The sequence below is a fragment of the Neisseria zalophi genome (assembly GCF_008807015.1).
Taxonomy (GTDB): domain Bacteria; phylum Pseudomonadota; class Gammaproteobacteria; order Burkholderiales; family Neisseriaceae; genus Neisseria; species Neisseria zalophi.
On the sequence record NZ_CP031700.1, the window covers coordinates 1,716,384 to 1,742,994 of the forward strand.

19 protein-coding genes and 2 tRNA genes are annotated in these 26,611 nt (G+C 45.5%); 10 read left to right on the plus strand and 11 right to left on the minus strand.

The window, feature by feature from the left end:
* The first annotated feature begins 62 nt into the window (after window positions 1-62).
* Window positions 63-2,120: a polyphosphate kinase 1 gene (ppk1, locus tag D0T92_RS07965; protein ID WP_151053030.1), complete on the plus strand. Its 2,058-nt coding sequence runs from the start codon at window positions 63-65 to the stop codon at window positions 2,118-2,120.
* A gap of 338 nt (window positions 2,121-2,458) precedes the next feature.
* Window positions 2,459-3,928 carry a DASS family sodium-coupled anion symporter gene (locus D0T92_RS07970; protein WP_151051812.1) on the plus strand — a complete coding sequence of 490 codons (1,470 nt, stop codon included), beginning with the start codon at window positions 2,459-2,461 and terminating at the stop codon, window positions 3,926-3,928.
* Window positions 3,929-4,099: 171 nt separating this feature from the next.
* Here D0T92_RS07970 and D0T92_RS07975 read toward each other — a convergent pair whose 3' ends face one another.
* The 4 genes from D0T92_RS07975 to ampD all read right to left on the minus strand — a co-directional run bounded on the left by D0T92_RS07975 (window position 4,100) and on the right by ampD (window position 9,739).
* Window positions 4,100-5,293 (minus strand): amino acid aminotransferase, encoded by a 1,194-nt coding sequence (locus D0T92_RS07975; protein ID WP_151051814.1) that lies wholly within the window; start codon window positions 5,291-5,293, stop codon window positions 4,100-4,102.
* 282 nt (window positions 5,294-5,575) lie between these two features.
* Window positions 5,576-7,447, minus strand: a complete 1,872-nt coding sequence (locus D0T92_RS07980) for an NAD(P)-binding protein (RefSeq protein WP_151051816.1) — start codon at window positions 7,445-7,447, stop codon at window positions 5,576-5,578.
* 350 nt (window positions 7,448-7,797) lie between these two features.
* Entirely contained in the window at window positions 7,798-9,069 is a 1,272-nt protein-coding gene (locus D0T92_RS07985) for a cell division protein ZipA C-terminal FtsZ-binding domain-containing protein (protein WP_151051818.1), read from the minus strand.
* A 115-nt stretch (window positions 9,070-9,184) separates the two neighbouring features.
* On the minus strand, window positions 9,185-9,739 hold the full coding sequence (ampD, locus tag D0T92_RS07990) for a 1,6-anhydro-N-acetylmuramyl-L-alanine amidase AmpD (protein ID WP_151051820.1): 555 nt from the start codon (window positions 9,737-9,739) through the stop codon (window positions 9,185-9,187).
* Window positions 9,740-9,974: 235 nt separating this feature from the next.
* Between ampD and mltG the strand changes: the two genes are divergently transcribed.
* A complete protein-coding gene (gene mltG / locus D0T92_RS07995; RefSeq protein ID WP_151051822.1) occupies window positions 9,975-10,970 on the plus strand; it encodes an endolytic transglycosylase MltG in 996 nt (331 codons plus the stop codon).
* 72 nt (window positions 10,971-11,042) lie between these two features.
* Here mltG and tkt read toward each other — a convergent pair whose 3' ends face one another.
* Together tkt and D0T92_RS08005 are read right to left on the minus strand one after the other, a co-directional pair.
* Window positions 11,043-13,043, minus strand: a complete 2,001-nt coding sequence (tkt, locus tag D0T92_RS08000) for a transketolase (protein WP_151051824.1) — start codon at window positions 13,041-13,043, stop codon at window positions 11,043-11,045.
* A 229-nt stretch (window positions 13,044-13,272) separates the two neighbouring features.
* On the minus strand, window positions 13,273-13,836 hold the full coding sequence (locus tag D0T92_RS08005; protein WP_151051826.1) for an NADPH-dependent FMN reductase: 564 nt from the start codon (window positions 13,834-13,836) through the stop codon (window positions 13,273-13,275).
* Window positions 13,837-14,194: 358 nt separating this feature from the next.
* Between D0T92_RS08005 and tadA the strand changes: the two genes are divergently transcribed.
* Window positions 14,195-14,923, plus strand: a complete 729-nt coding sequence (gene tadA, locus D0T92_RS08010; RefSeq protein ID WP_151051828.1) for a tRNA adenosine(34) deaminase TadA — start codon at window positions 14,195-14,197, stop codon at window positions 14,921-14,923.
* 103 nt (window positions 14,924-15,026) lie between these two features.
* On the opposite strand, the gene rnr is transcribed toward tadA, so the two are convergent.
* Window positions 15,027-17,390 carry a ribonuclease R gene (gene rnr / locus D0T92_RS08015; RefSeq protein ID WP_191963622.1) on the minus strand — a complete coding sequence of 788 codons (2,364 nt, stop codon included), beginning with the start codon at window positions 17,388-17,390 and terminating at the stop codon, window positions 15,027-15,029.
* 73 nt (window positions 17,391-17,463) lie between these two features.
* On the opposite strand from rnr, the gene D0T92_RS08020 reads away from it, so the two are divergent.
* The 5 genes from D0T92_RS08020 (at window position 17,464) to D0T92_RS08040 (ending at window position 21,773) form a co-directional block, all read left to right on the plus strand.
* Window positions 17,464-17,550: transfer RNA gene (locus D0T92_RS08020), tRNA-Leu, on the plus strand.
* Between the two features lie 65 nt (window positions 17,551-17,615).
* Window positions 17,616-17,702: transfer RNA gene (locus D0T92_RS08025), tRNA-Leu, on the plus strand.
* A gap of 158 nt (window positions 17,703-17,860) precedes the next feature.
* Entirely contained in the window at window positions 17,861-18,484 is a 624-nt protein-coding gene (locus tag D0T92_RS08030; protein ID WP_151051832.1) for an NAD(P)H-hydrate epimerase, read from the plus strand.
* 240 nt (window positions 18,485-18,724) lie between these two features.
* A complete protein-coding gene (locus tag D0T92_RS08035; RefSeq protein WP_151051834.1) occupies window positions 18,725-20,095 on the plus strand; it encodes a murein hydrolase activator EnvC family protein in 1,371 nt (456 codons plus the stop codon).
* A gap of 220 nt (window positions 20,096-20,315) precedes the next feature.
* Entirely contained in the window at window positions 20,316-21,773 is a 1,458-nt protein-coding gene (locus tag D0T92_RS08040; protein WP_151051836.1) for a S41 family peptidase, read from the plus strand.
* A 91-nt stretch (window positions 21,774-21,864) separates the two neighbouring features.
* Here the strand turns inward: D0T92_RS08040 and D0T92_RS08045 are convergent, their stop codons facing one another.
* Both D0T92_RS08045 and D0T92_RS08050 read right to left on the minus strand, forming a co-directional pair.
* On the minus strand, window positions 21,865-22,725 hold the full coding sequence (locus D0T92_RS08045; RefSeq protein ID WP_151050639.1) for an IS3 family transposase: 861 nt from the start codon (window positions 22,723-22,725) through the stop codon (window positions 21,865-21,867).
* On the minus strand, window positions 22,665-23,012 hold the full coding sequence (locus tag D0T92_RS08050) for a helix-turn-helix domain-containing protein (RefSeq protein ID WP_151051838.1): 348 nt from the start codon (window positions 23,010-23,012) through the stop codon (window positions 22,665-22,667). The genes D0T92_RS08045 and D0T92_RS08050 overlap by 61 nt, the downstream gene beginning before the upstream one ends.
* Window positions 23,013-23,295: 283 nt before the next feature.
* Here D0T92_RS08050 and D0T92_RS08055 point away from each other — a divergent pair, with 283 nt between their 5' ends.
* Window positions 23,296-24,327: a formylglycine-generating enzyme family protein gene (locus D0T92_RS08055; protein ID WP_151051840.1), complete on the plus strand. Its 1,032-nt coding sequence runs from the start codon at window positions 23,296-23,298 to the stop codon at window positions 24,325-24,327.
* 100 nt (window positions 24,328-24,427) lie between these two features.
* Here the strand turns inward: D0T92_RS08055 and D0T92_RS08060 are convergent, their stop codons facing one another.
* Window positions 24,428-25,060, minus strand: a complete 633-nt coding sequence (locus D0T92_RS08060) for a thermonuclease family protein (RefSeq protein WP_151051842.1) — start codon at window positions 25,058-25,060, stop codon at window positions 24,428-24,430.
* A gap of 180 nt (window positions 25,061-25,240) precedes the next feature.
* A complete protein-coding gene (locus tag D0T92_RS11400; protein ID WP_191963623.1) occupies window positions 25,241-26,446 on the minus strand; it encodes a hypothetical protein in 1,206 nt (401 codons plus the stop codon).
* Between the last annotated feature and the right edge of the window lie 165 nt (window positions 26,447-26,611).

Consider the following 26,611-nt stretch of genomic DNA (forward strand, 5'->3'; position numbering starts at 1 on the left):
AACACGTTATACTTTAGTCATTACCCTATTTTGCCATTGTTTTCTTCAAGGAACCCGCCATGATGCCCGAACAAAACCGTTTACTTTGCCGAGAATTGAGCCTGCTGGCATTTAACCGCCGTGTTTTGGCACAAGCACAAGATACACGCGTACCGTTGTTAGAACGTTTGCGTTTTTTATGTATTGTGTCATCCAATTTAGACGAGTTTTTTGAAGTGCGCATGGCTTATCTCAAACGCGAGATGAAGCAAAATCCCAACACCCTGCTCGATAACGGTAAAACACCGGCCGAGACCATTGCTAATGCACAACAAGAAGCCCGTGCGTTAATACGCGAACAATATGCTTTATTCAATGAAGTTTTACAACCGGCTTTAAGTAAAGAAGGCATTCATTTCTACCGCCGTCACAACTGGACGACCCAACAACGGGAATGGATCGAGGATTATTTCGATCGTGAATTGCTGCAAATCCTTACCCCCATTGGTTTGGATCCTTCCCACCCTTTTCCCCGACCGCTGAATAAATCCCTTAATTTTGCCGTCGAGCTGCTTGGTAATGATGCTTTTGGCAGGGCTTCGGGGATGGCGATTGTGCAGGCACCGCGTATTTTGCCGCGAGTGATTAAACTGCCGCCTGAAATCTGTAATGGTGAAAGTGGTTTTGTATTCCTTTCCTCTATTCTGCATGAATATGTAGACAAACTTTTTCCGGGTATGGAAGTCAAAGGCTGCCATCAATTCCGCGTAACCCGCGACAGCGACTTAACCGTTGATGAAGAAGACTTGAAAAATTTGCGCACCGCTATTCAAAGTGAGCTGAAAGACCGTGAATACGGCGACGGCGTGCGCCTTGAAGTGGCAGAAACCTGCCCACCGCATATTTATGAATTTCTACTCAGCCATTTCAAGTTGGATAGATCTGAAATGTATCAAGTAAAAGGGCCGGTGAATCTGGTGCGCTTAATGTCCGTACCCGATATGGTCGATCGCCCTGATTTAAAGTTTCCGCCCCGCACGGCGGGGTTGCCGAGAAGCGTTAGAAAAGGCAAACCCATTATTGAAACCATTGCATCGGCACCTTTATTGCTACACCATCCTTATCAGTCATTCGAGCCAGTTGTCCGCTTTATTCAAGAAGCTGCTATCGATCCCGATGTGGTTGCCATTAAAATGACGATTTACCGCACCGGCAGCAATTCGGAACTGGTTAAAGCATTGCTGCACGCTACTCAGGCAGGGAAAATCGTGACTGTAGTCGTGGAGCTAATGGCACGTTTCGACGAAGCCAATAACCTTAACTGGGCGCAACAGCTTGAAAATGCCGGCGCACACGTGGTTTACGGCGTATTCGGCTATAAAGTCCATGCCAAAATGGCACTGGTTATCCGCCGTGAAAACGGTGTCCTCAAACGTTATGCCCACTTGGGTACAGGCAACTATCACCAAGGCACCTCCCGCATCTATACTGATTTCGGACTGATTACCGCCGATGAAGAGATGACCGCCGATGTAAATACCCTGTTTATGGAAATCACCGGTTTAGGACAACCCGGACGTTTAAACAAACTGTATCAAAGCCCGTTTACCCTACACCCGATGATTATGGACAGTATCGAACGGGAACGGCTCAATGCCGAATCCGGCCGGCCGGCATGGATTATTGCCAAAATGAATTCGTTAATCGAACCTAGTGTTATCGAAGCACTCTATGCCGCCAGTGCTGCAGGCGTACAAATTGATTTAATTGTGCGGGGTATGTGCGCACTACGTCCCGAAGTGCCCGGTTTATCAGACAATATCCGGGTGCGTTCGATTATCGGCCGCCAGTTAGAACATGCCCGTGTATATTATTTCTACAATGACGGCGAAGAAGATACCTATATTTCCAGTGCCGACTGGATGGGTCGTAATTTTTTCCGACGAATCGAAACCTGTACCCCTATCGAGCAGCCTGATTTAAAAGCCCGTGTCATTCATGAAGGTTTAACCTTAGCCTTGCAAGACAACCGTCAGGCTTGGCTCATGCGCCCTGATGGTAGTTATGTCCGCGCAGAATCAGATAAAGATGGCAGCGAAAAAAGCTTGCAAGATGAACTTTGGGCTGAGTATGGCATTTAACATTCTATTTCCCATTATTTAGGAGGCCGTCTGAATATTTTTCAGACGGCCTCTTTCTTTGTTTTTAGATTTAGAAAAAATTTATTAATTTTTTAATATTTATCATAATTTAAATTTATATACTTTCATTTTATAAAAAGCCAAAAGCTTTTTTGCTATCCACAACAAAAATAAAACACAGTACCAACAATAATTAATTTAAGTATAAAATATATGAATAATATTAAACTTAAGTGTGGAACAAACATACACTTCAAGTATCCAAAAAGATCATCAGGCAGATAATGATTTCTGCCCATTGGCTAATCATTTATATATTGATAATAAGGATAAGCAGAATGGAAAATAAACTTGGCTTCAAGCCGATACCGGCAGTAATTGCTATTGCATTGGCGTTATTGATTTGGTTTGCTATTCCCGTGCCCGAAGGTGTCACACCGCAGGCATGGCATCTTTTGGCAATGTTTGTCGGCGTGATTGCCGCTATTATCGGTAAAGCTATGCCGATTGGTGCATTATCTATTGTCGCGATTATGCTGGTTGCGGTTACCGGCGTCACTTCCGACAACCCGGGTAGTGCTATTCAAGATGCTCTGAGTAGTTTTTCCAGTTCGCTGATTTGGTTGATCGGTATTTCCATCATGATTTCACGCGGTATTTTAAAAACCGGTTTGGGTGCACGAATCGGCTACCTGTTTATTTCGCTTTTCGGTAAAAAAACACTCGGTATCGGATACAGCTTAGCTTTATCGGAACTGATATTGGCACCGGTCACACCGAGTAATACCGCCCGCGGCGGCGGCATTATCCATCCGGTGATGAAAGCCATTGCCTCCAGTTACGATTCCGATCCGGAAAAAGGTACGCAAGGCCGTATCGGCCGCTACCTTGCTTTGGTCAACTACCACAGCAATCCGATTACTTCAGCTATGTTTATTACTGCAACCGCTCCTAACCCGCTGATTGTAGATATTATTGCCAAAGCCACCAATTCTAATATCCATCTGAGCTGGGGCACTTGGGCTTTGGCTATGCTGCTGCCGGGTTTGGCTGCTATGTTGTTAATGCCGTTGGTTTTGTATTTCGTTTATCCGCCCGAAATCAAAGAAACACCCAATGCCGCACAATTTGCCAAAGAGCGACTGAACGAATTGGGCCACATGAACCGTGGTGAAAAAATTATGCTGGGTATTTTTGCCTTATTGCTGATTTTGTGGGCAGGCATTCCGGCCATGCTGTTGGGTGACGGTTGGCGTGTGGATGCCACAACCACGGCATTTATCGGCCTTTCTCTATTATTATTATCGGGCGTGCTATCTTGGGATGATATTTTGAAAGAAAAAAGTGCATGGGATACCATCACTTGGTTTGCCGCTTTGGTGATGATGGCAACATTTTTAAACAAACTCGGTTTAATCACATGGTTTTCCAGTGTATTGGAAAGCAATATTCAGCAACTCGGTTTAGGCTGGGTAGGCGCATCCACCCTACTCTTGTTGGCCTATATGTATGCGCACTATATGTTTGCCAGCACCACCGCCCATATTACCGCCATGATGGGGGCTTTCTACGCTGCCGGTATCGCACTGGGTGCCCCACCGATGTTGTTTGCCCTAATCATGGCAGCCGCCTCCAGCCTTATGATGACACTCACCCACTACGCCACAGGCACATCACCGGTGATTTTCGGTTCGGGCTACACCACATTGGGCGAATGGTGGAAAGCCGGATTTGTAATGAGCGTGGTGGATTTATTGATATTTATCTTTATCGGCGGCATTTGGTGGAAAGTGCTCGGTTATTGGTAATATAAACCTTACATAGTTATTAATTCAGACGGCCTCCTCTACCTTCATCTAACTTTAAATGAGGCCGTCTGAAAAATATCGGCTTGATACCATCAAAAAATCCTCTGATTCCCGCTTAGATTAACTACGCAGGAATCAGAGGATTTTTATTTATATACAAGATATTATTTTTTACAATACTTTCACAATGCTTTCGCACAGATAACGGATATTGTCTTCGGTAATCCCTGCCACATTGATACGGCCGGAACGTACGGCATAGATGGCAAATTCGTCTTTCAAGCGGTCAACCTGCTCGGAGGTTAAGCCTGAGAATGAGAACATACCGTTTTGTTTCACAATAAAATCAAAATCCTGCTTAGCACCGTATTCTTTCAACATATCCACAAATTTTTGACGCATTTCTTTAATGCGACCGCGCATTTCATCCAACTCGGCAATCCATTGCGCTTTCAATGCTTCATCTTTTAATACCAAAGCAACCGTATTACCGCCATGTGAAGCGGGATTAGAATAAAGGGTACGGATAATAACTTTTACTTGACTGAAGGCACGGTTGGCCGCTTCTTCATCGGCAGCGACTAAGGTAAACGCACCGACACGTTCGTTATACATGCCGAAATTTTTAGAATAAGAGCTGGCCACCAATAATTCTTTTTTCACTTTGGCAAATGCACGCAAGCCGTAGGCATCTTCTTCCAACCCGTTGGCAAAGCCTTGATAAGCAAAGTCAAATAAAGGCAGCCAACCTTTTTCGGCAGACATTTTCGCCAATGTATCCCATTGTTCGGAGGTTGGATCAATACCGGTCGGGTTATGGCAACAGCCATGCAATAAAACCACATCACCCTCACCGGCTTGGCTTAAATCTTCAATCAAACCGTCCCAATCCAAGCCATGGGTGTTTTTATTGTAATAGCGGTAATCGCGGATATTCACGCCCACCGCTTTGAAAATCGCATTATGATTAGGCCAGGTTGGCGCGGAAATCCAAATATTTTTAGCCTCGGTTTGGCGTTTGATAAACTCTGCCGCTACACGCAAAGCACCTGTTCCGCCCAAACTTTGTGCGGTTTTGGCACGTTTATTAGCAATGATTTCGCTATCGGCGCCAAACAACAATTTTTGTGTTTGCGCATTATATTCAGCCACACCGTCGATGGTTAAATAGTTTTTGGTATCTTCTGTTGCCAATAGGCGCTTTTCCGCCTCTTTCACAGCTTTTACAATCGGAGTTTTGCCTTGGGCATCTTTATAAACACCGATACCTAAATTCACTTTTCCGGAACGGGTGTCGGCTTTAAATGCTTCGCCCAAGCCTAAAATGGGGTCTGCGGGTGCGGCTTCGATTTTATCGAAAAACATGCTTATACCTTTCTCAATCATTTTAAATAAACATAACAGGTTATTTACAATTTCTATATCTTACGCTCATTAACAGAAGATGAAAACAGCCCGATTATGAAATTCACAAGCAAATATTCAAACTTATGAAACTCACTGTATTTTATCCACCAAGTATTTCAATATTTTTCAGACGGCCTCATTCTCATAAAAAATGAATATATATTAGTCTTAAAAAATCCGCCTCTCTTTTTATACCAAAAATATAAAAAAGAGAGGCGGATTACTTATTTTAAATTATCTTTAACCTTGTGCCAAAGCTTCGCCAACAGCACGATGTGCTTGGTCAATAGCACCGTGAACATAAGGCATCCAACCGGAATCGGATCCGGCCATGAAAATATTACCTACAGGCTTTTGCATGGCTCCTGTTGCCTTTTCCGTGCTTTGTTCCGAATCCCACAAACCGGTTTGCTCATAGCTATAGCCATGTGCCCAACGGTTTAAGGTTACTGAAACCAATACATCATCCAAGTTTTCTCCGGCTACCTGATAGATACTGCGAAGCTGATCAAGCATTTGTTGTTTCAGATTATCAAAATTTTGCTGATAAAGTGCCCGACGGCCTTTTTTATACATTTCACGGGCGGTTTTTCCGGAAAAATCAGTGGCAATATGCACCATGTGGATAATCATCGGTTCGTCTGCAGTTTGTGGGAACTGATATCCGCCCATGCTGACAGGATCATCCAATTTAACCAAGCAATAGGCTGCATTAGGCGCATACAACGAATGCACGCCGAGTTTTTGGAATGCCTGCGAGTTTTTCACTGCCGCTTTGCCATATACCATCGGTATTTTCACATTGGTTTTAGCAGCATTTTTCTGAGCTTCGGGCATTTGCGGAATCACACGTGCCGCCAAGGCACTATGCCCTGCAAAAATAGCCTGTTTGGCCTGCACCTGTTTAAGATTAGCGCCATCGCGAGGCAGATAAGCAACGGCCACACCCTCATTATTATTTTCAAGTAATAAAGCCGTGCTGTTTAAACGGATATGTATCTTATTTTCCGGCACATCCAATTTACTGTAATCGAACTTGGCCAACACAATATCTTCCATCGTATCGCCTGCTGCAACGGCAGGAATCATTCTGCGCACCAACATACGCGCAATAGAGGCATTACCGTCAGGGAAATGATAGATATAGGGTTCTTCTTCGTATTCTTCCGTTTCCAAACCCAAATTCTGTACACCGGGATAACCGTCGTCTAAAGCCTCTTGTACGGAAATGGCATTAATCGCATGACCCCAATATTCCGAACTGATATTTTTAAGATATTTCAACGCACCTTCAGGCAATTTGACATAGTTTTTTAAGAAATCATAATAACTGGTGTTTTCGGCAAATTCCTTACGCCCGCTTTTGGTTTTGCCTTTAAGATAATCGGCCGGTTCGGCATAAAGCTTCATTAATGCCTGTTTATCTTCATCTGGTAACGGGAATTTTTCAATCACAGCAAGCGAATCTTCTTCATCTACCATGGGGATGCCACTCACCACAGCATCCTTGCCGAATGCCGCCTGATTAAAGAAAACCCCTTCTTTCAATTTACGGGTTTGTTCATATAAATCTTGATGAAAATATTGTTCGAATTTGGTGTAATCAATGCCCAAATCTTCCAGCAATGCCAAAGATTCTTCCGAATATTCGGATTTGGGCGAGTCAATCGATTCGCTGCCTGCATAAGAAATCAATAAACGACCGTCTACCGTAAATTCATTACGCTGTGCATGACCGCCGAAATCTTCGTGATTATCCAACAATAAAATTTTGGCATCAGGGCGTTGCTTTTGATAAAGATAAGCAGCTGTCAGCCCGCTCAAACCGGCACCTACTACCACTAAGTCATACTGTTCCTCCGCCTTACCGGGTAATTGATAGTTTTCTCCTTGTAAGGCAACACTATGAGCAGCAGTTTGTACGCCATCGGTATCACCACGTAAACCGAGCAGAGCAGGTGGATAATAATCGGCATTAACTGCTGCTGTGCCCGAACCCGCACTATTGGGCGAAAAAAGACGATAAACCGAATCACAACTGCTTAACATTAATGTACCGGCAACGGCTGTCGTACCTTTAAGGAAGGTACGGCGTGAGAAAAGACGTTTCATATTATGTTCCTAATTTTATTTTATTACACAAGTAATACTGTTCAATGACTCGATATCCAAAAATTATTGCTTAAATAAATACATTGAATACCTTTCCAAACAGTATATTTTATCAAATAACAATCAAAATAATAAATAAGAAAATTATATTTAAATAAAAATATTTATTATCAAAGCAATCAAATACCATGCAATTATTTTTCATTGTTTGATTACATTCTTCTGAAAAAAATAATAAAAAGTCGAATCCTAATTTTATTAGAATCCGACCTTTTTATGATTTGCTAATGTAATCTATTGGCTAGAGTATACCCGATTTCAGACGGCCTCTATCATCATATTTTCATCCATTATGAAAATAAACGTTTGGCCAGCTCGCCTGCCGGTTCGATACCGACTTTCTTCATTTCCTCCTGACGCGCCAATACATAGCTGCGTACGTCTTTCAACCATTGGGTAGAAAGTTCTTCCAATTTATCGTTGACCAAATCCAAGCCCAAGGTGCTGGAAAGTTTAACGGCCAAATCCATAAAGCGGTCAAACTGTTTCCCACCTGCCGGCACATGGGTAATGTCAAACAACATGCTAAAACCACGATAGGCTTGGCTGGAAAGCAGGCTGGATGTAAACGGGGAATTATCAAGTGTTACGATGCTGAATAAGGTTTCGCCTTTTTCATCCGACAAATGGAATGCTCCGTCGACACCCAATTCAAAACCTAAGTTTTCAACGGCCGAACGCAATTCCAATCCGCTGACGGTACCGCGTGAAACCAAATGCATGGCAATGGTTTGATCGACACGGGCACAAAGCTCGTCGAGCGGGCGGGCAACATTCAGGAAGGTTTCAATATCGGTCAGCATCAGGCCGCCATCCATTTTTTCGGCAAAACGGTTGATTTGTTCACCGAATTGCTCAAGCTCCTGAACCGTAGCCAAGCCGCTTCTGCTAATGGCCTGAAGGCCGATAATAAAGCCTTGATAATAAACACTCGGAATCGGCTCCGCAATTTGAAAACGGTCGTCCATCGTGCAGCCGGCAATTTGAAAACGGTGGCGGCTGGAAAGGCGTGGAATAGAATGCAATTCTTGCGGCTCGCTTAATGAGATATAAGCCATATAGTCGAAACGGTGGTCGAACCACGGTAATTCGAGTTTGGTCAGATCTTTTAAATCCAGCAACAGTTTGCGTTTGCCGTAAAGCTTGGTTTGTGAAAATACCGGCGCATCCATCCGTTTGAAGTTATATTCTGTATCAATCTCTTTGATTTCAGGCTCGATAACGGTTTCGGTAAAATCATCTTCCATTTCGATTTCGACATCGGGCTTGGCCGCCGCAACTTCGGAAACCTTAGCGGCAAACAAATCGTTTTTGCCTTGAAATGCCACATCCTCGGAAATATCTTTTTGACGCAGCGGCCGTATCGGGCTGCCACTCTGATCTGATGTTTGGCCGTCACGTACAAAATCGGTTTTGCTGTTTAACAGCGCATCTTTATCGGCATGACCGAATTGGGCACGCACTTGCTGGCGGTATTTGTTTTCTTGGTACATGTTGTAAACGATAATGCCAAGAATAATGGCAAGACCCAAAACAACAATAATCAGTATTGTTTCACTCATAATAATTTATGAATCCGTATTAAGTTAGTCGGACGGTGTATTCTCTTTGGATTATAACGAAATTTCGCCGGTTATGGCAGACTTGCTGCCATTTGAACCATGATTTTTTTAATCTTTAACAGCGCACCACTTTAATACCATATGCATATACACGCTGCCAATCAAAAAAATGACCCGGATCGCTTTTCCTACCCGGTGCAATATCTTGATGACCGGTAACAGCCTCAATCGGATAATGACGAGCAATTTCTTCCAGCAAAGTTGTTAAGCTTTGATATTGCGCATCGGTAAAAGGTTCGAAATCACAGCCTTCCATTTCAATACCAATCGAATAAAGATTGCATTTTTCGCGACCGCGAAACGACGAAACACCAGCATGGTAGGCCATATCGTCACATGAAACGAATTGGACTATTCTGCCGTTTCTATCGATAAAAAAATGGCTGGATACGCGCAATTCGTGAATCACGCCGAAAAAAGGGTGTGCTTCGGGATTAATGCGATTGGTAAACAATTTTTCTACCGCACCATTACCATATTCAAAAGGCGGCAAAGAAATATTGTGTATCACCACCAATGAAACCCGTTCGTTTTCCGGACGGGCTTCGAAATTAGGCGAATCCACCCGTTGCGCAGGCGACCACCAGCCCTGTTGCCATTTTTTTTCCATAAGCTTTTCTTTATATTACGTTTCAGACGGCCTCATAATGAGATTATGCTTTATAATGCGCCGTCTGCCTGATAGTATCGGGCAATCATGACTGCTTATTCCATCAAAAAACCTTTTATCAGGAAATAAGCCGTAAATGCGGTTATCAGGTAATAATTTAACTGTATTGCCACCGTCGGCAGCCGTTTTCCCGGCTGTACCGGCCGATTAAAATTGTAATAGAACGAATCCTACCATGTTGAAAAAATTGTTTAAATGGCTTGCCGGTCTCTTTATCGTACTGATTGCCGTTTTGGCGGTTTTATTGTTTCTCCCCAAAGACAACGATAAATCTTTCCGCCTTAGAGTAGAAAAAAATCAAGGTATGTCTTCCGTCAGCCGTACTTTGGATGAAAACGACGTAATATACAGCCGCCATGCCCTAATGGCTACAGCGTATCTTTTCGGTGTACATAACCGCCTGCATACAGGCTCATACCGCCTGCCGAAGAAGGTTTCCTCATGGCAGATTCTGCAACGACTACGCAGCGGCCGCCCCGACTCGGTAACCGTCCGTATTGTGGAAGGTATGCGTTTTGCCCAAATGCGTAATATCATTAACCAAACCGATGATATCAAGCACGAAACCAAAGGCTGGAGTGATGAAAAACTGCTGCAAACCATCGACCCCGATGCCGTAAGCACCAATCCCGAGGGTTTGTTTTTCCCCGACAGTTATGATATCGATGCCGACAGCAGCGATTTACAAATCTACCGCACTGCCTACCGTACCATGCAAAAAAATTTACAAGCGGCATGGGATGAAAGACAAAGCGGGCTACCATATAAAAATCCGTATGAACTGCTGATTATGGCCAGCCTGATTGAAAAAGAAACCGCTCATGAAGATGACCGCCGTCATGTATCGTCTGTTTTTGTCAACCGCCTCGCCATCGGTATGCGCCTGCAAACAGACCCGACCATTATCTACGGCATGGGAGACAAATATAAAGGCCGTATCCGCCGCTCAGACTTACGCCGCGACACACCCTACAACACCTACACCCGCAGCGGCCTAACCCCTACCCCGATTGCACTACCGGGCAAGGCCGCCTTAGAAGCTGCCGCCCACCCTTCAGCTGAAAAATATTTATATTTTGTTTCCAAAATGGATGGTACCGGATTGAGCCAATTCAGCCATACTTTGGAAGAACACAATGCCGCCGTGCGAAAATATATTTTAAAAAAATAACCCTATCTATATATAAAAAGCCGTCTGAAATCTTTTTCAGACGGCTTTTTTCTCAATACAAGATTTATATAATCACTCGGCGTTATTTTCCAATACAACTTTCACAGTATCTACAACGTTTTCAACCGTAAAACCAAATTCTTTAAACAATAACTCAGCGGGTGCAGATTCACCAAAACGGTCAAGACCGACAACGGCACCGTTCAAGCCGGTATATTTATACCAGCCGTCTGAAACACCAGCTTCAACAGCAATACGCGGTAAATTTTTCGGTAAAACACTTTCACGGTAAGCCGCATCTTGTTTATCGAACACATTGGTTGACGGCATGGAAACCACGTTTACGAAAACATCTTGTTCCGCCAATACTGTTTGTGCATTCAATGCCAACTCCACTTCCGAACCGGTGGCAATAATCACCGCCTGAGCATCGCCTTCGGTTGCTTTGCTCACCACATAACCGCCGCGCTTGATATCGGCCAACTGCGCCTCGTCGCGTTGGATAAACGGCAGGCTTTGGCGGCTGAAAATCAGGCAGCTCGGATGATCAACTGCTTTCACCGCTTCAGCCCAAGCAACCAACGATTCAACCGTGTCACAAGGACGCCATACGGCCATATTCGGAATCAGGCGCAAGGTAGCGGTTTGTTCTACCGGTTGGTGGGTCGGGCCGTCTTCACCCAAACCAATGGAATCATGGGTGAACACAAAAATCGGATTGATTTTCATCAGTGCCGACATACGCAAGGCATTGCGGGCATATTCGCTAAACATCAAGAACGTTGCGCCAAACGGTTTCAAACCACCATGCAAAGCCATGCCGTTCATCATCGCGGCCATACCGAATTCACGCACGCCGTAATGGATATAATTGCCACCTTTATCACGGCTTACCGATACGCTGTCAGACCAATCGGTTAGGTTGGACGGGGTTAAATCGGCAGAACCGCCGACAAACTCAGGCAATACTTTCGCCAAAATCTCAATGCTGTTTTGACTGGCTTTACGGGTCGCAATCTTTTCTGCTTTGGCATTCACCTCTTTCAAGGCCGTCTGAACATATTCATCGAAATCTTCCGGCAATGCTTTGTTCATGCGGCGGACGAATTCGGCGGCTTCTTGCGGGAATTTGGCTTTATATTCGGCAAACAGCTTATTCCATTCGTTTTCCAACTTGGCACCTTTTTCTTTGGCATTCCAAGCATCATATACTTCCTGCGGCACTTCAAACGGGGCGTAATTCCAACCCAAGTGCTTACGGGTCGCTTCCAACTCTTCGGCACCTAAAGGCGCACCATGTGTTTTGTGACTACCCTCTTTATTGGCGGAACCTTTGCCGATTAAGGTTTTACAGCAAATAATAGACGGCTTGCCTGTTTCGGCACGCGCCGCTTCAATCGCTGCTTTCAAAGTGGCTGTATCATGACCGTTGACATCCGGCACCACATGCCAGCCGTAGCTTTCAAACCGCTGCGGGATATTTTCGGTAAACCAGCCGTCTACTTTGCCGTCGATAGAAATATTATTATCGTCATACAAAAGAATCAGTTTACCCAATCCCAGCGTGCCGGCCAGTGAACAGGCTTCGTGAGAAACCCCTTCCATCAGGCAGCCGTCGCCTAAGAATACATAAGTATAGTGATCGACAATATTCAAGCCGTCTTTATTAAACTCGGCCGCCAACAGTTTTTCAGCCAACGCCATACCCACCGCATTCGCCACCCCCTGCCCCAACGGGCCGGTAGTGGTTTCCACACCATCGGTATAACCATATTCGGGATGGCCGGGGGTTTTGCTGTGCAATTGGCGGAAGTTTTTTAAATCGTCAATCGAAACGTTATAGCCCGTCAGATGCAACAGGCTGTATAAAATCATTGAAGCGTGCCCGTTTGATAAAACAAAACGGTCACGGTTATAGAATTTGGGATTGGCAGGATTGTGGTTTAAAAATTCGTGCCACAACACTTCGGCCATATCAGCCATGCCCATCGGCGCACCCGGGTGGCCGGAATTGGCTTTTTGGACTGCATCGGCAGAAAGAAAACGGATAGCATTTGCCAGTTGAGAAGCCATGAGAATACCTTTGTTTCTTTTAGAATGGGAACGGATTGAATTATCACCTGATTCGACCGTTGTTTCAAGGCAGCTTCACTTTTGTTAGGGTTTTACCAAGGCCGTCTGAAAACATTTGATTGTTTGAAATCGATCCTTTACATCTATTTATCCGACGACTAACCATTCAATGAAGATAAGCAATAAAAAACCCACTATATAGCGGGTTTTACTGCTTATCAATTTCTGTTTATGCGTTTTTTTCTACCAATTCAACAAAACGTGTCACATAGTCTTGTAAAAACTGGCGGGTTTTTTCTACATTCAGATTACCTTCATCATCAAAATAAGTCGGTGAGTTGCCCAAGAAGATTTCAGGCTGGCCAACCGTTTTCATATCGAAATAAGATAAAGCAAGCCGTAAATTCTTTTGGCTGCTGTATCCGCCCATTTTACCGACGGAATGACTGACAATGCCATTCGGTTTATTTTTCCAAGCCACATCACTATTAGGTTTCGATCCGATATCCACCGCATTTTTTAAGCAGGCGGGAATGCTGCGGTTATTTTCAGGAGTCACAAAGAAGATACCATCCGATGCTTTTATGGTTTCTCTAAACTCCGTATATTCCGGAGGCAGTGCAACATCCGTTACTTCCGGATCATCATAATCGAAGTTGTATAAAGGCAGGTGACGGATTTCAACAATCTTGACATCATAATCTTTTGGAAACATGGGGATAATATTGTTGGCAATTTTTCTAGCAAAAGAACCTTTGCGCAGACTACCGACCAATATACTTATTTTTTTCATTTTAATAATCCATTTCTTGAAATAAAAATTAGAGTGTGTCGAAAGTCAGCATTAATCAGCTTTGTTTATCCTAGAAGAAATATTACTGACTATCATGGATTATTCTATTGCAAAAGATAATTATTATCAATATTGATTGATAAACACAAAGAATATAACCACGCAATAATCATATTAAGAAGTGATTAAGGGTGGTCAATCTTCGAATAAAATGCCTAAAATTTTATTCATATAATAATTATAAAAACCCTCACCGCCTGAAAAGTATTCCGCCATTCAAACTGTTTATAACATAGCTGAACACAGCCACATAGATTACAATAGTTTCCCTTATCTTTCAGACGGCCTGTATCACGTTATGCAGCTTACCCACCCTCCTCTTACAGAAAAAGTGCTTAAAACTTTACAGTCTATCGGCATTCACTCGCAGGCTGATTTGCAAAAGTACAGCGCCGTAACAGCATTTTTGTTGCTCAAAGCGGCCGGGCTAACCATTACCCGCAGCACTTTATGGCAATTGGTTGCCCTACAGCACAATATCCGTTTGCAAGATTTAAAGCCGTCTGAAAAAACCGCTTTATTAGAAAGGGTTCGCCAGCATCCGCCGGTCGCTATTTTCCCTCCTGTTCAGGAAATGGAATATTTTATGAAACTGGCCTTACAACAAGCTCAAGAATCCGCCCGAATCGGCGAAATACCGGTGGGCGCGGTTGTGGTGAAAAACGGGCAGCCGATTGCCGCCGCTCATAACAGTTGCATAAGCGGCTGCGATATCAGCCGCCATGCCGAAATTTCAGCCCTAGCCCAAGCCGGCCATAAGCTGCAAAACTACCGTCTGGATGGTTGCGATGTGTATGTGACCCTCGAGCCTTGCACTATGTGCGCGAGCGCATTGATTCAAGCACGCGTCCGCCGTGTGATTTATGGTGCCAAAGAGCCGAAAACCGGTGCTGCCGGCAGCATTATCAATCTATTTGCCGACCGCCGTCTGAATAGCCATACAGCCATAAAAGGCGGCATTTTGGCAGATGAGTCTCAAGATATATTACAAAACTTTTTTAATGGTAAACGTGCGACATCAACTTAAACATAACCATATTTGATGGCTTAATGATTTTGTTATAAAAAAACCGAACCACTAAACAACGGTTCGGTTTTTTGATTGGTTTATTTTCACCAATAATCAAACATCAATGTTTTTTCTTGCCCCTGCGTTTAGATTTGGCAGCCGACGGTTTACCGCCATGCTTGGCATCACTGCTTTTACCTTTGGCTTTCGCTTTAACCGTTGCATGACTACGGCTATTATTGCCTTTAGCCGATTTAGCGGCCTTATCACTCGGTTTTTTACCGCGCTTATTGGATTTTTCACCACCGCTGATTAATGTTAAATCAATCTTGCTGGTATCCAAATCGGCACGGGCTACTTTCACCACTACCCGATCACCCATACCAAAGCGTACGCCGCTGCGTTCACCTTCTATGGCCATAATCTCAGGGCGGAAATTGAAATAATCTTCCCCTAAGTCGCTGATATGTACCATGCCTTCGATATGAATATCGTCAAGGGTAACGAAAATACCGAAATTGGCCATACCCGAAATACGCCCGCCGAATACTTCGCCGACCTTATCGCGCATATAATAGGTTTTCAGCCAATTTTCCACATCGCGGCTGGCATCATCGGCACGGCGCTCGCAGAAGGATGTATGCACGCCCAAAGCCTGCCAAGATTTCGGCGTATATTTTTTCTGCTTTAACACTGCCTTAATCGCGCGGTGTACCGTTAAATCAGGGTAACGTCGGATGGGTGAAGTAAAGTGTGTGTAAGCCTCATAAGCCAAGCCGAAATGGCCTTTATTATCCGGCTCGTAAACTGCCTGCTGCATCGAGCGCAACATCATTACCTGCAACAGCTCGGAATCAGGGCGGCTGCTGAATTGCTCGGCCAGTTTGGCATAATCTTTAGGCGCAGGATTATCACCGCCACCCAAGTGTAAACCCAACAAACCTAGCTGTTCGCGCAAAGTAGCCAGTTTTTCAGGTGTCGGGCCTAAGTGATTGCGGAATAAAGCCGAATGTTTGTTTTTCAATAAAAACTCAGCGGCACACACATTCGCAGCCAACATACACTCTTCAATCAGCTTATGCGCATCATTGCGGACAACCGGTACAATGCGTTCGATTTTGCCGTTATCATCAAACATCATCTGCGTTTCAAGGCTTTCAAACTCGACCGCACCACGCTGATGGCGTTTTTTCTGCAAGATTTTAAACAGTTTATATAAAGTTTCGATGGGCTGTTTATGCGGATAATCGCCTCCTTTTTCCAACCATTCCCACACTTGCGTATAGGTTAACCGCGCTTTAGAACGCATCACAGCCGGATAGAATTTATATTCTTTAATATTGCCCGCATAAGTTACCACCATATCGCACACCATACATAAGCGTTCGACATCGGGATTTAACGAGCAAATACCGTTGGACAAACGTTCCGGCAGCATCGGAATCACTCTGCGCGGAAAATAAACGCTGGTCGCCCGCTCTTGCGCATCTTTATCAATGGCATCATCCGGGCGGACATAATGGCTGACATCGGCAATCGCCACCACCAAACGGAAATTACGGCCGATTTTTTCGGCATACACCGCATCGTCGAAATCGCGGGCGGTTTCACCGTCTATCGTCACCAGCGGCAAATCACGCAAATCGACACGGTCTTCATCCCAATCTTTAGCCTGAACATGGTCGGGAATATTCTCAGCCGCCTGCATACAGGCCTCGCTGAAAATATACGGCAATTGGTGTTTGCGTACCGCAATTTCGATTTCCATACCGCTATCGGCATAATCGCCCAATACTTCAATCAACTTGGCCACTGCGGGACGGTGTGCGTCGGGATAGCTGACAATTTCAGCCACCACAACCTGACCGGATTGCGGATTCATTTCGGTTAAACTGGCCGGCTCTAAAATGATACTTTGCGTTAAGCGTTGGTCTTCGGGATCCAATATCGCCACACCGCGCTCGATATAATATCGGCCGACCACCTGTTTTTGCGCGCGCTCGACAATATCCAGCACCTGCCCTTCACGCCGCCCTCTGCGGTCAATCCCGCCGGGGCGCACGGTAACGATATCACCATGCATCAAACCGCGCATCTGTCGTTCGTATAAAACAAAATCACCCTCACCGGTAGGAGTGAGGGGAACGGCGAAACCAAAACCATCTTTATGGGCTTCGATACGGCATTTCACCAATGCCAATTTATCTGCCACACATACCGCACCACGGCGGTTAATCAAAACTTGGCCGTCTCTGGCCATTGCCTTAATGCGGCGTTCGAAAAATTCATATTCCGCATCGGTAATCGAGAGTTTTTGTGCCAATGCGGCAATTTTTAACGGTACACCTTCTTGCTCTAAAATATCAATGACCCACTCTCTGCTGGGTAGTGGGTTTTCGTAGCGCTGGCGCTCTCTTTCCAGAAAAGGATCTTTCTCTCTTAAATTGAGAAACTTAGTATTTTTATTCATCTCTATGATTGACAATCTTTCATTTAAATATATAATTCACGTCTCTTTTGAAGTTGATACTTTAGCGTAAAGCATTGATTAAAGCAAAGCCCAGGTGGCGGAATTGGTAGACGCGCCAGCTTCAGGTGCTGGTATCCTCACGGGTGTGGAAGTTCGAGTCTTCTCCTGGGCACCATTAATCAAATCGCATTGATTTTACCTGTTTTTATTATTCTTTCAACATCATTCTCAAATGGCATTGCCCAGGTGGCGGAATTGGTAGACGCGCCAGCTTCAGGTGCTGGTATCCTCACGGGTGTGGAAGTTCGAGTCTTCTCCTGGGCACCAGCAGATATTTCCGGTTTGATACCGGATTTTTTATTGCCTGAAATTACCTTATTTATGCATTACCTACTATAAAATCCATTACAATCAAGAGGCCGTCTGAAAACTTTCAGACGGCCTCTAATCCATTAAAGCCCTTAATAGATAAAAAGGAGAACACCGTGAAAGTCTATACTGCCGCCGAAATGCGCCGTTATGAACAAGATGCCGTTGAAGCCGGCACCAGTTTCGAACAACTCATGGAAAACGCAGGGCAACGGGCAGCCGCCGAGCTACTCACCCGCCGCCCGAAAGCCGGGCGGGCATTGATTGTTTGCGGCAAAGGCAATAACGGCGGCGACGGCTTGGTTATCGCACGGGTTCTGCAAAAAAATCATTGGCAAGTGGATATTGTTTTTGTATTGGGTGAAAAGCTTTCCGAGCTGGCCGAACTAAACCGCAGCCGCCTAGCAGGCTTACCGAATATCCGTTTTCTCAGCCCCGATATATTGGCTGAAACACTCGATAATAAGGATTACGACATCATAATAGAAGGCATTTTCGGTACCGGCTTTTCCGGCGCCCTACCCGACCAAGTAGCATCCGCCTGCCGTTTACTCAATCATTCAGACAGCCTGAAAATAGCTTTGGACATCCCCACAGGCTTGAACGGTGACACCGGCGAGGCAGACAAAGACGCATTTCGCGCCGATATCACCTACACCTTTGCCGCTTATAAACCTGCCCACCAAAGCGAAGCAGGCAAAGCCTTGTGTGGCGAAATCGTATGCATCGATATTTTATAAAAACCGGAAGCATATTTATATCAAAACAAAAAATAATTTAATTTATGCCATTGTTTTTAATAACCAAGTCATATCTTTTATTATTTTAACTTTCATACAGCCAGGCCGTCTGAAAACAATTTCAGACGGCCTGACTTCACACCCTTTCGGCTACGATAAAAATCATATTTGCTAAGGCGCTGGAATAGTTGAAGTTATTTGCTATAATTGCGGCTTTCATAAACCATCGCCCAACCCGCCATGCCGTTCAAACCGTTGCTGCTCGCCTGCCTACTCTGCCTATCTGCCGCACCTTGGGCAGCCACTTCCGACAATACGGCCGAAACCGCCGGTGATTTGCGCGAAATCAGACAGGCCATTAGCGCAGCCCAAACCGAATTAAAACAAAAACAAGCCGCGCAAAAAAATGCACGCGCCACCCTTGAGCGCACCCGTGCCGCATTAGCCAAAGCACAAAAAGAACTGGCCGATATCAACCGCCGCCAGCGCAATACTTGGCAAAAACTGCAAAAACTGCAAAATGAATTAAACCATCTCAAAACCGAAGTAACCGGAACCAAAGCACAAGTTGCCCGCCTTTTAGCCGGACAATACCGCAACCAACAACCCAATGCCGTCGCTCTCTTCCTTAAAAATGCCGAGCCAGGCCAAAAAGCCCGTTATCTGCAATACAGCCGCTATATAAATACTGCCAACGAGCAAGTCATCAATGATTTAATCCGACAAGAAAACGAACTGCAGCAACAAGAAAAAGCCATTGATGCCGAACTGGCACGCCTCAAAAAAATCAAAGCCCAAAAACAAGCAGCATTGGCCAAACTCGGCCGCAGCCGTTCTGCTGCCCAAAAAGAAAGCAACAGGCTTTCCGCACAAATCAACAGCCAAACCAAACGCATCAGTAATCTTCGCGCCGACGAACAGCGTTTAAACAAACTCTTAGCCGATATTGCCAAACGCCGTGCCGAACAACGCAAACAAGAAGCGGCATCACGGAAAAAAGCCGCAGAAGCGCGCTTGGCCGCAGCCGAAAAAGCGCGCCAATCATCCGCCTCAAAACCTGCACAAAAAAATACGCGGGCACAAAATCAAACCGCCCCTAAAAATCGTTCCAATACCGCCAAGAAAAATACGCCGAAAAGCAATCCGACACCTAGCACACCCCGTTCCACACTCACAGCGGAAGACCGTGCTTTACAACCCACTGCGACAGCTAATACCGATCAAGGCGGTTTCAGCCGTATGCAGGGGCGTTTGCGCCGTCCGGTTGGCGGCAGTATCACAGGACGATTCGGTCAATCCCGCCCCAACGGCGGTACATGGAAAGGCGTATTTTTTGCCACATCAGGTGCCGCCGTTCACAGCATAGCGGCCGGAACCGTAGCCTATGCAGGCTTTCTCGATGGCTACGGGAATACCGTCGTACTTGATCATGGCGATGATTATGTCAGCGTTTATTCCGGTTTAAACAGCCTTTCCGTCGGCAGTGGCAGCCATATCGGCTCAGGGCAGACCATCGGTTCCAGCGGCAGCCTGCCTTCAGGAGAAAAGGGACTCTATTTAGAAATACGCTATCGCCGCCAGCCAATGAACCCTTTATCATGGATACGTTAAACCATATCGTTTGAAATATTGGCATTTGCCACAATTTAACGGCAAGCATAATCCTTTACAAAAAATTATTTTTTGCCATAAACCGTTGTAAAACATACTCTGATTAGCATTTTTTTACGCCTTCGATATTGCCCGAAACCAATAAATCACATAAAGTTTCGCTATTATTTAATAAGTACGTCCGAATACCCGACGACACAGCAGAAAGAGAAAACACAAGATGTCTAAAGCCACTTTAAAAAAAGTTACCCTCTATACACTTGGTGCCATCAGTGGTATCGCACTAAGCCTCAGCGTACAAAGCTACGCCGCAAGTGAAAAGAAAGATGAAGCATTGCCCGTACAATCCATCCGGACCATGGCGGAAGTATACGGACAAATTAAAGCCAATTATTACCAAGATAAAAAAGATGAAGATCTCATTGAAGGCGCTATGAAAGGCATGGTTGCCGGCTTGGATCCCCATTCCGAATTTATGACTAAAAAAGATTATGCCGACTTGAAAGAATCAACCAGTGGCGAATTCGGTGGCTTGGGTATGGAAGTCGGCGCTGAAGACGGCTTTGTAAAAGTAATTGCGCCGATTGAAGACACTCCTGCGGAGCGCGCGGGTGTGAAAAGTGGTGACTTTATCGTTAAAATCAACGGTGTTTCTACCCGCGGCATGACCGTTAACGAAGCCGTAAAAAAAATGCGCGGCAAACCCGGCACCGATATCGTGCTGACACTTTCCAGAAAAGATGCCAGCAGCCCGATAACCGTTAAAATCACCCGCGCCATTATTAAAGTACAAAGCGTCCGCAACTACCTGCTTGAGCCCGATTATGGTTATATCCGTATCAGCCAATTTCAGGAGCGCACGATTCCTGCCCTGAACGAAGCAGCCAAAGCATTGGTAAAACAAAACAAAGGAGCGGCTCTGAAAGGTTTGGTACTTGACTTACGCGACGACCCCGGTGGTCTGCTCAACGGCGCAGTCGGCGTTTCAGCAGCATTCCTACCGCCCGATGTAACCGTTGTCAGCACCAAAGGCCGTGACGGCAAAGACAATATGAATCTGAAAGCCACACCTGAAGATTATATGTTCTCATCATCAGGCAAAGACCCGCTTGCCGGTTTGCCCCCGGAATTTAAAACCATCCCGTTATCGGTATTGATTAATTCAGGTTCGGCTTCTGCTTCCGAAATCGTTGCCGGTGCATTACAAGACCACCGCCGTGCCGTGATTGTCGGCACCCAAAGCTTTGGTAAAGGCTCGGTACAAACCGTTTTGCCATTATCCGGTGGTAGCGCGGTCAAACTGACCACAGCTCTGTATTACACACCCAAAGACCGCTCGATTCAGGCACAAGGTATTGTTCCGGATGTGGAAGTAAAAGACAAAGACCGCTTATTTGAAAGCCGTGAAGCAGATTTGATCGGTCATATCGGCAATCCGCTCGGGGGGGAAGAGGTAAACAGTAAAGACTATGTTTCCATAGAAAATAACCGCGCGGCCGAACAGACACCGAAAAAAGAGAAAAAGCCCGAAGATTTATCTTCACGCCGCATTCCAAACCCTGAGAAAGACGAACAGTTGAAAAAAGCTTTAGATTTGGTGAAATCACCAAGCCAATGGCAAAAATCACTCGGTTTGGCAGCAAAAAAACCGGCTCCGAAAAAAGATAGTGATAGCTAATCAACCATTATCTTAATCGGTAGTGAAAAGCAAACAGGCCGTCTGAATATTTGATCTGACCCCCAAATCTTGGACAAACATAAAAGCCTTTTCAGGCTGCCTTTTCGAGCTGGGTTCTGTATGCCACAGGACTCAGCTTTTTCAATTTCAAACTACATCTGTCATGATTGTAGTATCGTATATAGTCATCTATTGTCTGCATCAGCTCTGTTGTCGAAACTTTGCCTTCCTGATAAAAGCATTCCGTCTTCAGTATCGCAAAGAAGCTTTCCATCGGTGCATTGTCCCAACAATTGCCTTTACGCGACATACTTTTCACTATGCCGTGTTCTGCCAACGTGCGGCGGTAGGCTTCCGTACGGTACAGCACACCTTGATCGGAATGCAGCAGCACTTTATCTGCCTTTGTCAGTTTGCAGACCGCATCATTCAGCATTCTTTCCACCATCTCGCTGTTCGGGCGGCGGCTCATCGCATAAGCGACGATTTCGCGGTTAAATACATCCAATATCGGTGACAGATACAGTTTGCCATTGCTGCACTTGAATTCGGTGGCATCCGTCAGCCATTTCTCATTGGGCTTTTGCGCCTCAAAGCGGCGGTTCAGAATATTATCCGACGGTTCGCCCATTGCCGGATGGCGGTAGGCTTTTTTCGGACGCACTTTGGCTTTCAATTGCAACAGTTTCATCAAACGGATAACCTTTTTCTTATTCCATGACAAAGTGGCGGCAATCCGCCTGTATCCGTAACGCCCTTGATGGCGGGCATAAACTTCGGCAACGGCGGCTTTGTCCTGTTCGTCCGGGTCGGGACGGCCGTGGTGGTAATAAAAGCTGCTTTTGGGCAGTGCAGCACTGTGCAGCAGGTATTTAAGCGGATGTTTTGCCCTCAGTGCTTGGACGGCTTCGCTTTTTTGGCGACCGCTTCTTTCTGCCTGAGGGCTTTTAATTCCTTTAGATAGTCGTTCTCCGCCCGCATATAGCGCAACTCTTCAATCAGTTCCGCCTGTGTTTTTTCGTGGTCGGGTTTATCGACGATAAAGGGGTTTTTACGTTTGATGGTCATAATGGCCTGCGGATGCTCAAGTGCGCGGATGCCGCCTTGGTTGTATGCGGCTATCCAACGGCGTAAATGGGTACGGGAAATATTAAAGTGATCGGCAGTACGCTGTTGGCTGCGTACGCGCTGATAATATTGCACGGCTTGGTATTTAAAGTCTAATGTATATTTGCTCATAAGAAAACTGCACCTTAATGGGTTGGAGGAGTGTCCAACTTTTGGGGTGCAGTTCATATTTTCAGACGGCCTGTTTGTCATATTCTTTATCTGCCATGGATATCTAAACATAATTTTTCATTGGTTTAATTTATGTTATACAGCCGATTTGATGCTTTACTTTTACCATATAGACAGTCCAAAACCATTTTTATATGATTAAACCCAGCAATCAGTTGATAACATACACAGCGGGAACCATAAACATCTTATCGCATTTTCAGAAACGACTTTAGGAGACCATATGAAACACAACTCTTTCATACCCAATAAAAACGTGCTGACCATGCTTGCCCTCGGTATTATCAGTTTATCCGCCTGCTCCGAAGCCACCAATTCCACTATGGCGCCCGTAAACGCCAATGCCAGCTCGGCCGGACAAACCCGTTCCGGCGACCATCCGCCCACATTTGCCAACCCCAATACCACACCGTTCAGCCCGCAAACCGCCCCGCAATCGGCACAAGCCGTACAAAATATGGTGAACATTCCTGCCGGTACTTATACCATCGGCCGCGACGACGGCCCCGCCATCGAAAAACCGGCGCATCAAGTTACCCTGCCGGCGTTTAAAATCGACCGCACCGAAGTGACTAATGCCGCGTTTGCCGAATACCTAAATGCCATGAAGATTCCCGTTAACAAAAACTTTGAAGGCGGATACGCCACCCGCGACGACTTACCGCCGGAAAGCGTCCGACTGTTAATGGAAGAAGAACGCGGCGGCGGCCTTTATCCCATTATTGCCTTAGATGATCCGCAAGCCCGCATCGGTTATCAAAACGGCAAATTTGTCGTAAACGAAGGCTATGCCAACCATCCCGTTACCGAATCGACATGGGCGGGTGCGCGCGCCTATTGCGAATGGCGCGGCGGCCACTTACCGAGCGAAGTGGAATGGGAAGCCGCCGCACGCGGCCAAGATGCCCGTTTATATCCTTGGGGCAATAGCACGCCGAACAGCAGCCGCGTATTCGTATCCGGACGCACAGGCGTAACCAGCGAAGTCGGCAGCCGTCCGGCAGGTGCATCGCCGTTCGGCGCGTTGGATATGAGCGGTTCCCAAGCAGAATGGACCTCCTCATTATTACGCCCCTACCCCTACAATGCCGACGACGGACGCGAATCCGCCGACAGCCCCGACGACCGCGTTACCCGTGGCGGCGATTATATGTATGATGCCAATGCCGACACATTAACCGCTACCCACCGCAAAGGCTTTTCTAATCTGCCATATCGCGGGCATCGTCATATCGGCTTTCGTTGTGCCGGATAGTAAGATGGCTTTTATAAGATAACCATCTGATTAAAAATATATTCATTGCACCATCTTTTATGAGTGCAATGAATATATTTTTGCAATAAGCGATAAACTCCTAGCGATTTTTCTGATTATTTTCACGCCCCGATTTACTCCCTGCCGCTTCTTGCTTTTCCCGTTCCCGACGACGAAAATCCCACGGTGCTTGCGGATTTCGTTGCCGCCATAATCCTTTTTTATAATAGCGCGCATCCATTTCGGCGGCGGCATAAAGTGCATAACCCGTTTCGCTCTGTTGGCGTTTGGCAATCGATACATAATGCCAAGCATGCCCTTGCTCTATTTGAGCCAAATTCAAATCGCGGTCGTTTAAACGTATTTGCGCAACTTCCCGTTTATAGCGGTCGTGATCGAACACCCAAACATCAACGGTTTTTCCATAAGCCAAATCATTTAATGCATCCCGCGCCGCCTTGCCGTGCGCCTGCTGAAACTCCGGTGCATCAATATAGGCCAACCGAATCTTGTGCCTGAGGCCGTCTGAATCGACAACCCAAACCGTATCGCCATCGGATACCTTTACCACCTTGCCCGAATATTGTTGAATATTTTGTGACTTTTCTTGAAAAATGCCGACAGATTCGGCTATTTGCCGACCTTTCGACAACCACTCAGCCCAATCCTCCGCCTTGGCTAAAAAAGACATTCCCGCTAAAACACATAAAATAATCAAACCACGCTTTTTCATGAATACCTTCTAAAAACCTTATTGACTATTAACGATATAAGGGCGGATTGCATATCCGCCCCTGCCGATGCCGAAACAACGGGCGGATATTTAATCCGCCCCTACTTATGGCCTTAATAGGCCGTCTGAAAACCTTTCAAATTATTAAACAATCACAGATCAATAAACTTCATCCATATTTCAGCGTTCTTCCAAAGGTCGATTTTCAAGATGGTTCAAAGTTTTCATTAAACGCTTTTTGGCAACCTCTTTATTATAATAATAGGCATCATCTGCAGACAGCCAATCTTCCACCACCTGCCGTAAATTCTGTTTGCCGTTTAAATAAAGTACAACCAACCGCAAAGGGAAATAATCATAGGGAAACAGCCCTTTCCCTACATTATGTTCTTCTGCCGTTACCGTTTTCATGTCATAAAATTTATCCACATCATTATAGTTATAAATAAAAGAAACTTCCTTTAAGTGGGATTCAATATGAATTAATAATTCTTCTATTTCTGTTTCCGTTTTAAACTGCTGATTCTCCATCCATGCATCATCTAAATAATATTCAACATTTACCCTACCAACAGCAGCCCATTTTTTGATATTGTTTTGCTTCTCATACGGACGCATATTATCCAACTCATACCAATAGATTTGTTGCACTTGCTCATCCGACAAAGACCAAATAACCAATATATTGTAATCACCATCATTATAAATATCATACATTCCGATATAGATAATCTGCCAACCGTATTGCATCGGCTTGGCATAAATCATAACATCCGGCTCCGGCTTTTTGCTTTTCTTCGGAAGACCCTCCGGCCGATAAAACTGCGGCGCATAGGCAAATCCGTATCGGCCCATTAATTCATCCGTCTTCGGGCGCAGATAGGCATAAAAGTCTTTCAGCTTCTCCGGCAACCCCCGGTTTTCCTGCCGCCATTTCCGTTCGGCTTCTTTTTCTTGTTTCAACCAGTCGGTAATGCCTGCAAAAAAGCTTTCATCCGGAAACTCGCGCCCGTCCGGCAGAATCAGTTTGCCGTTGCTGTCGTATAACACCAAACCCAGCGATTGGCTGTGGTCGTCTAATATCGGCATAATCTCGATATAGTTTTCCGAAAGCTCCGGCATCGCATAAAGGGCGGCCCGTTTGGGCAGCCAATTTTCGACATCTTGATAAGTCTGCTTAAACGCTTCCGATGCGCTATCCGAACGGGCGGCTTCGGCAATATAGCCGGCCAATTCGGTGAACGGGCTTAAATCCGAACCCTCCGGCGGCGCCTGCTCCGACCATTGGTCGGTTAATTCCCAAGCCGCTTCCAAACTCTCCGGCAACATGGCTTCGGGGTTGGGGAAGTTTTCCGGCTTCCATAGGTAAACAGGGTTCATTGACATGGGCTTTCCTTGTGTTTGTTTAAAATATTGCTCTTGTTGGAATGGTTTTATAGATAAAAAATACCTGTCTAAACATATCAGGTATTCGATATTATTCAGACAGGTATAATAAATGAGTATATCTTTTTCAGCAATTACGGATTAAATATCCGCCCCTACTTATGC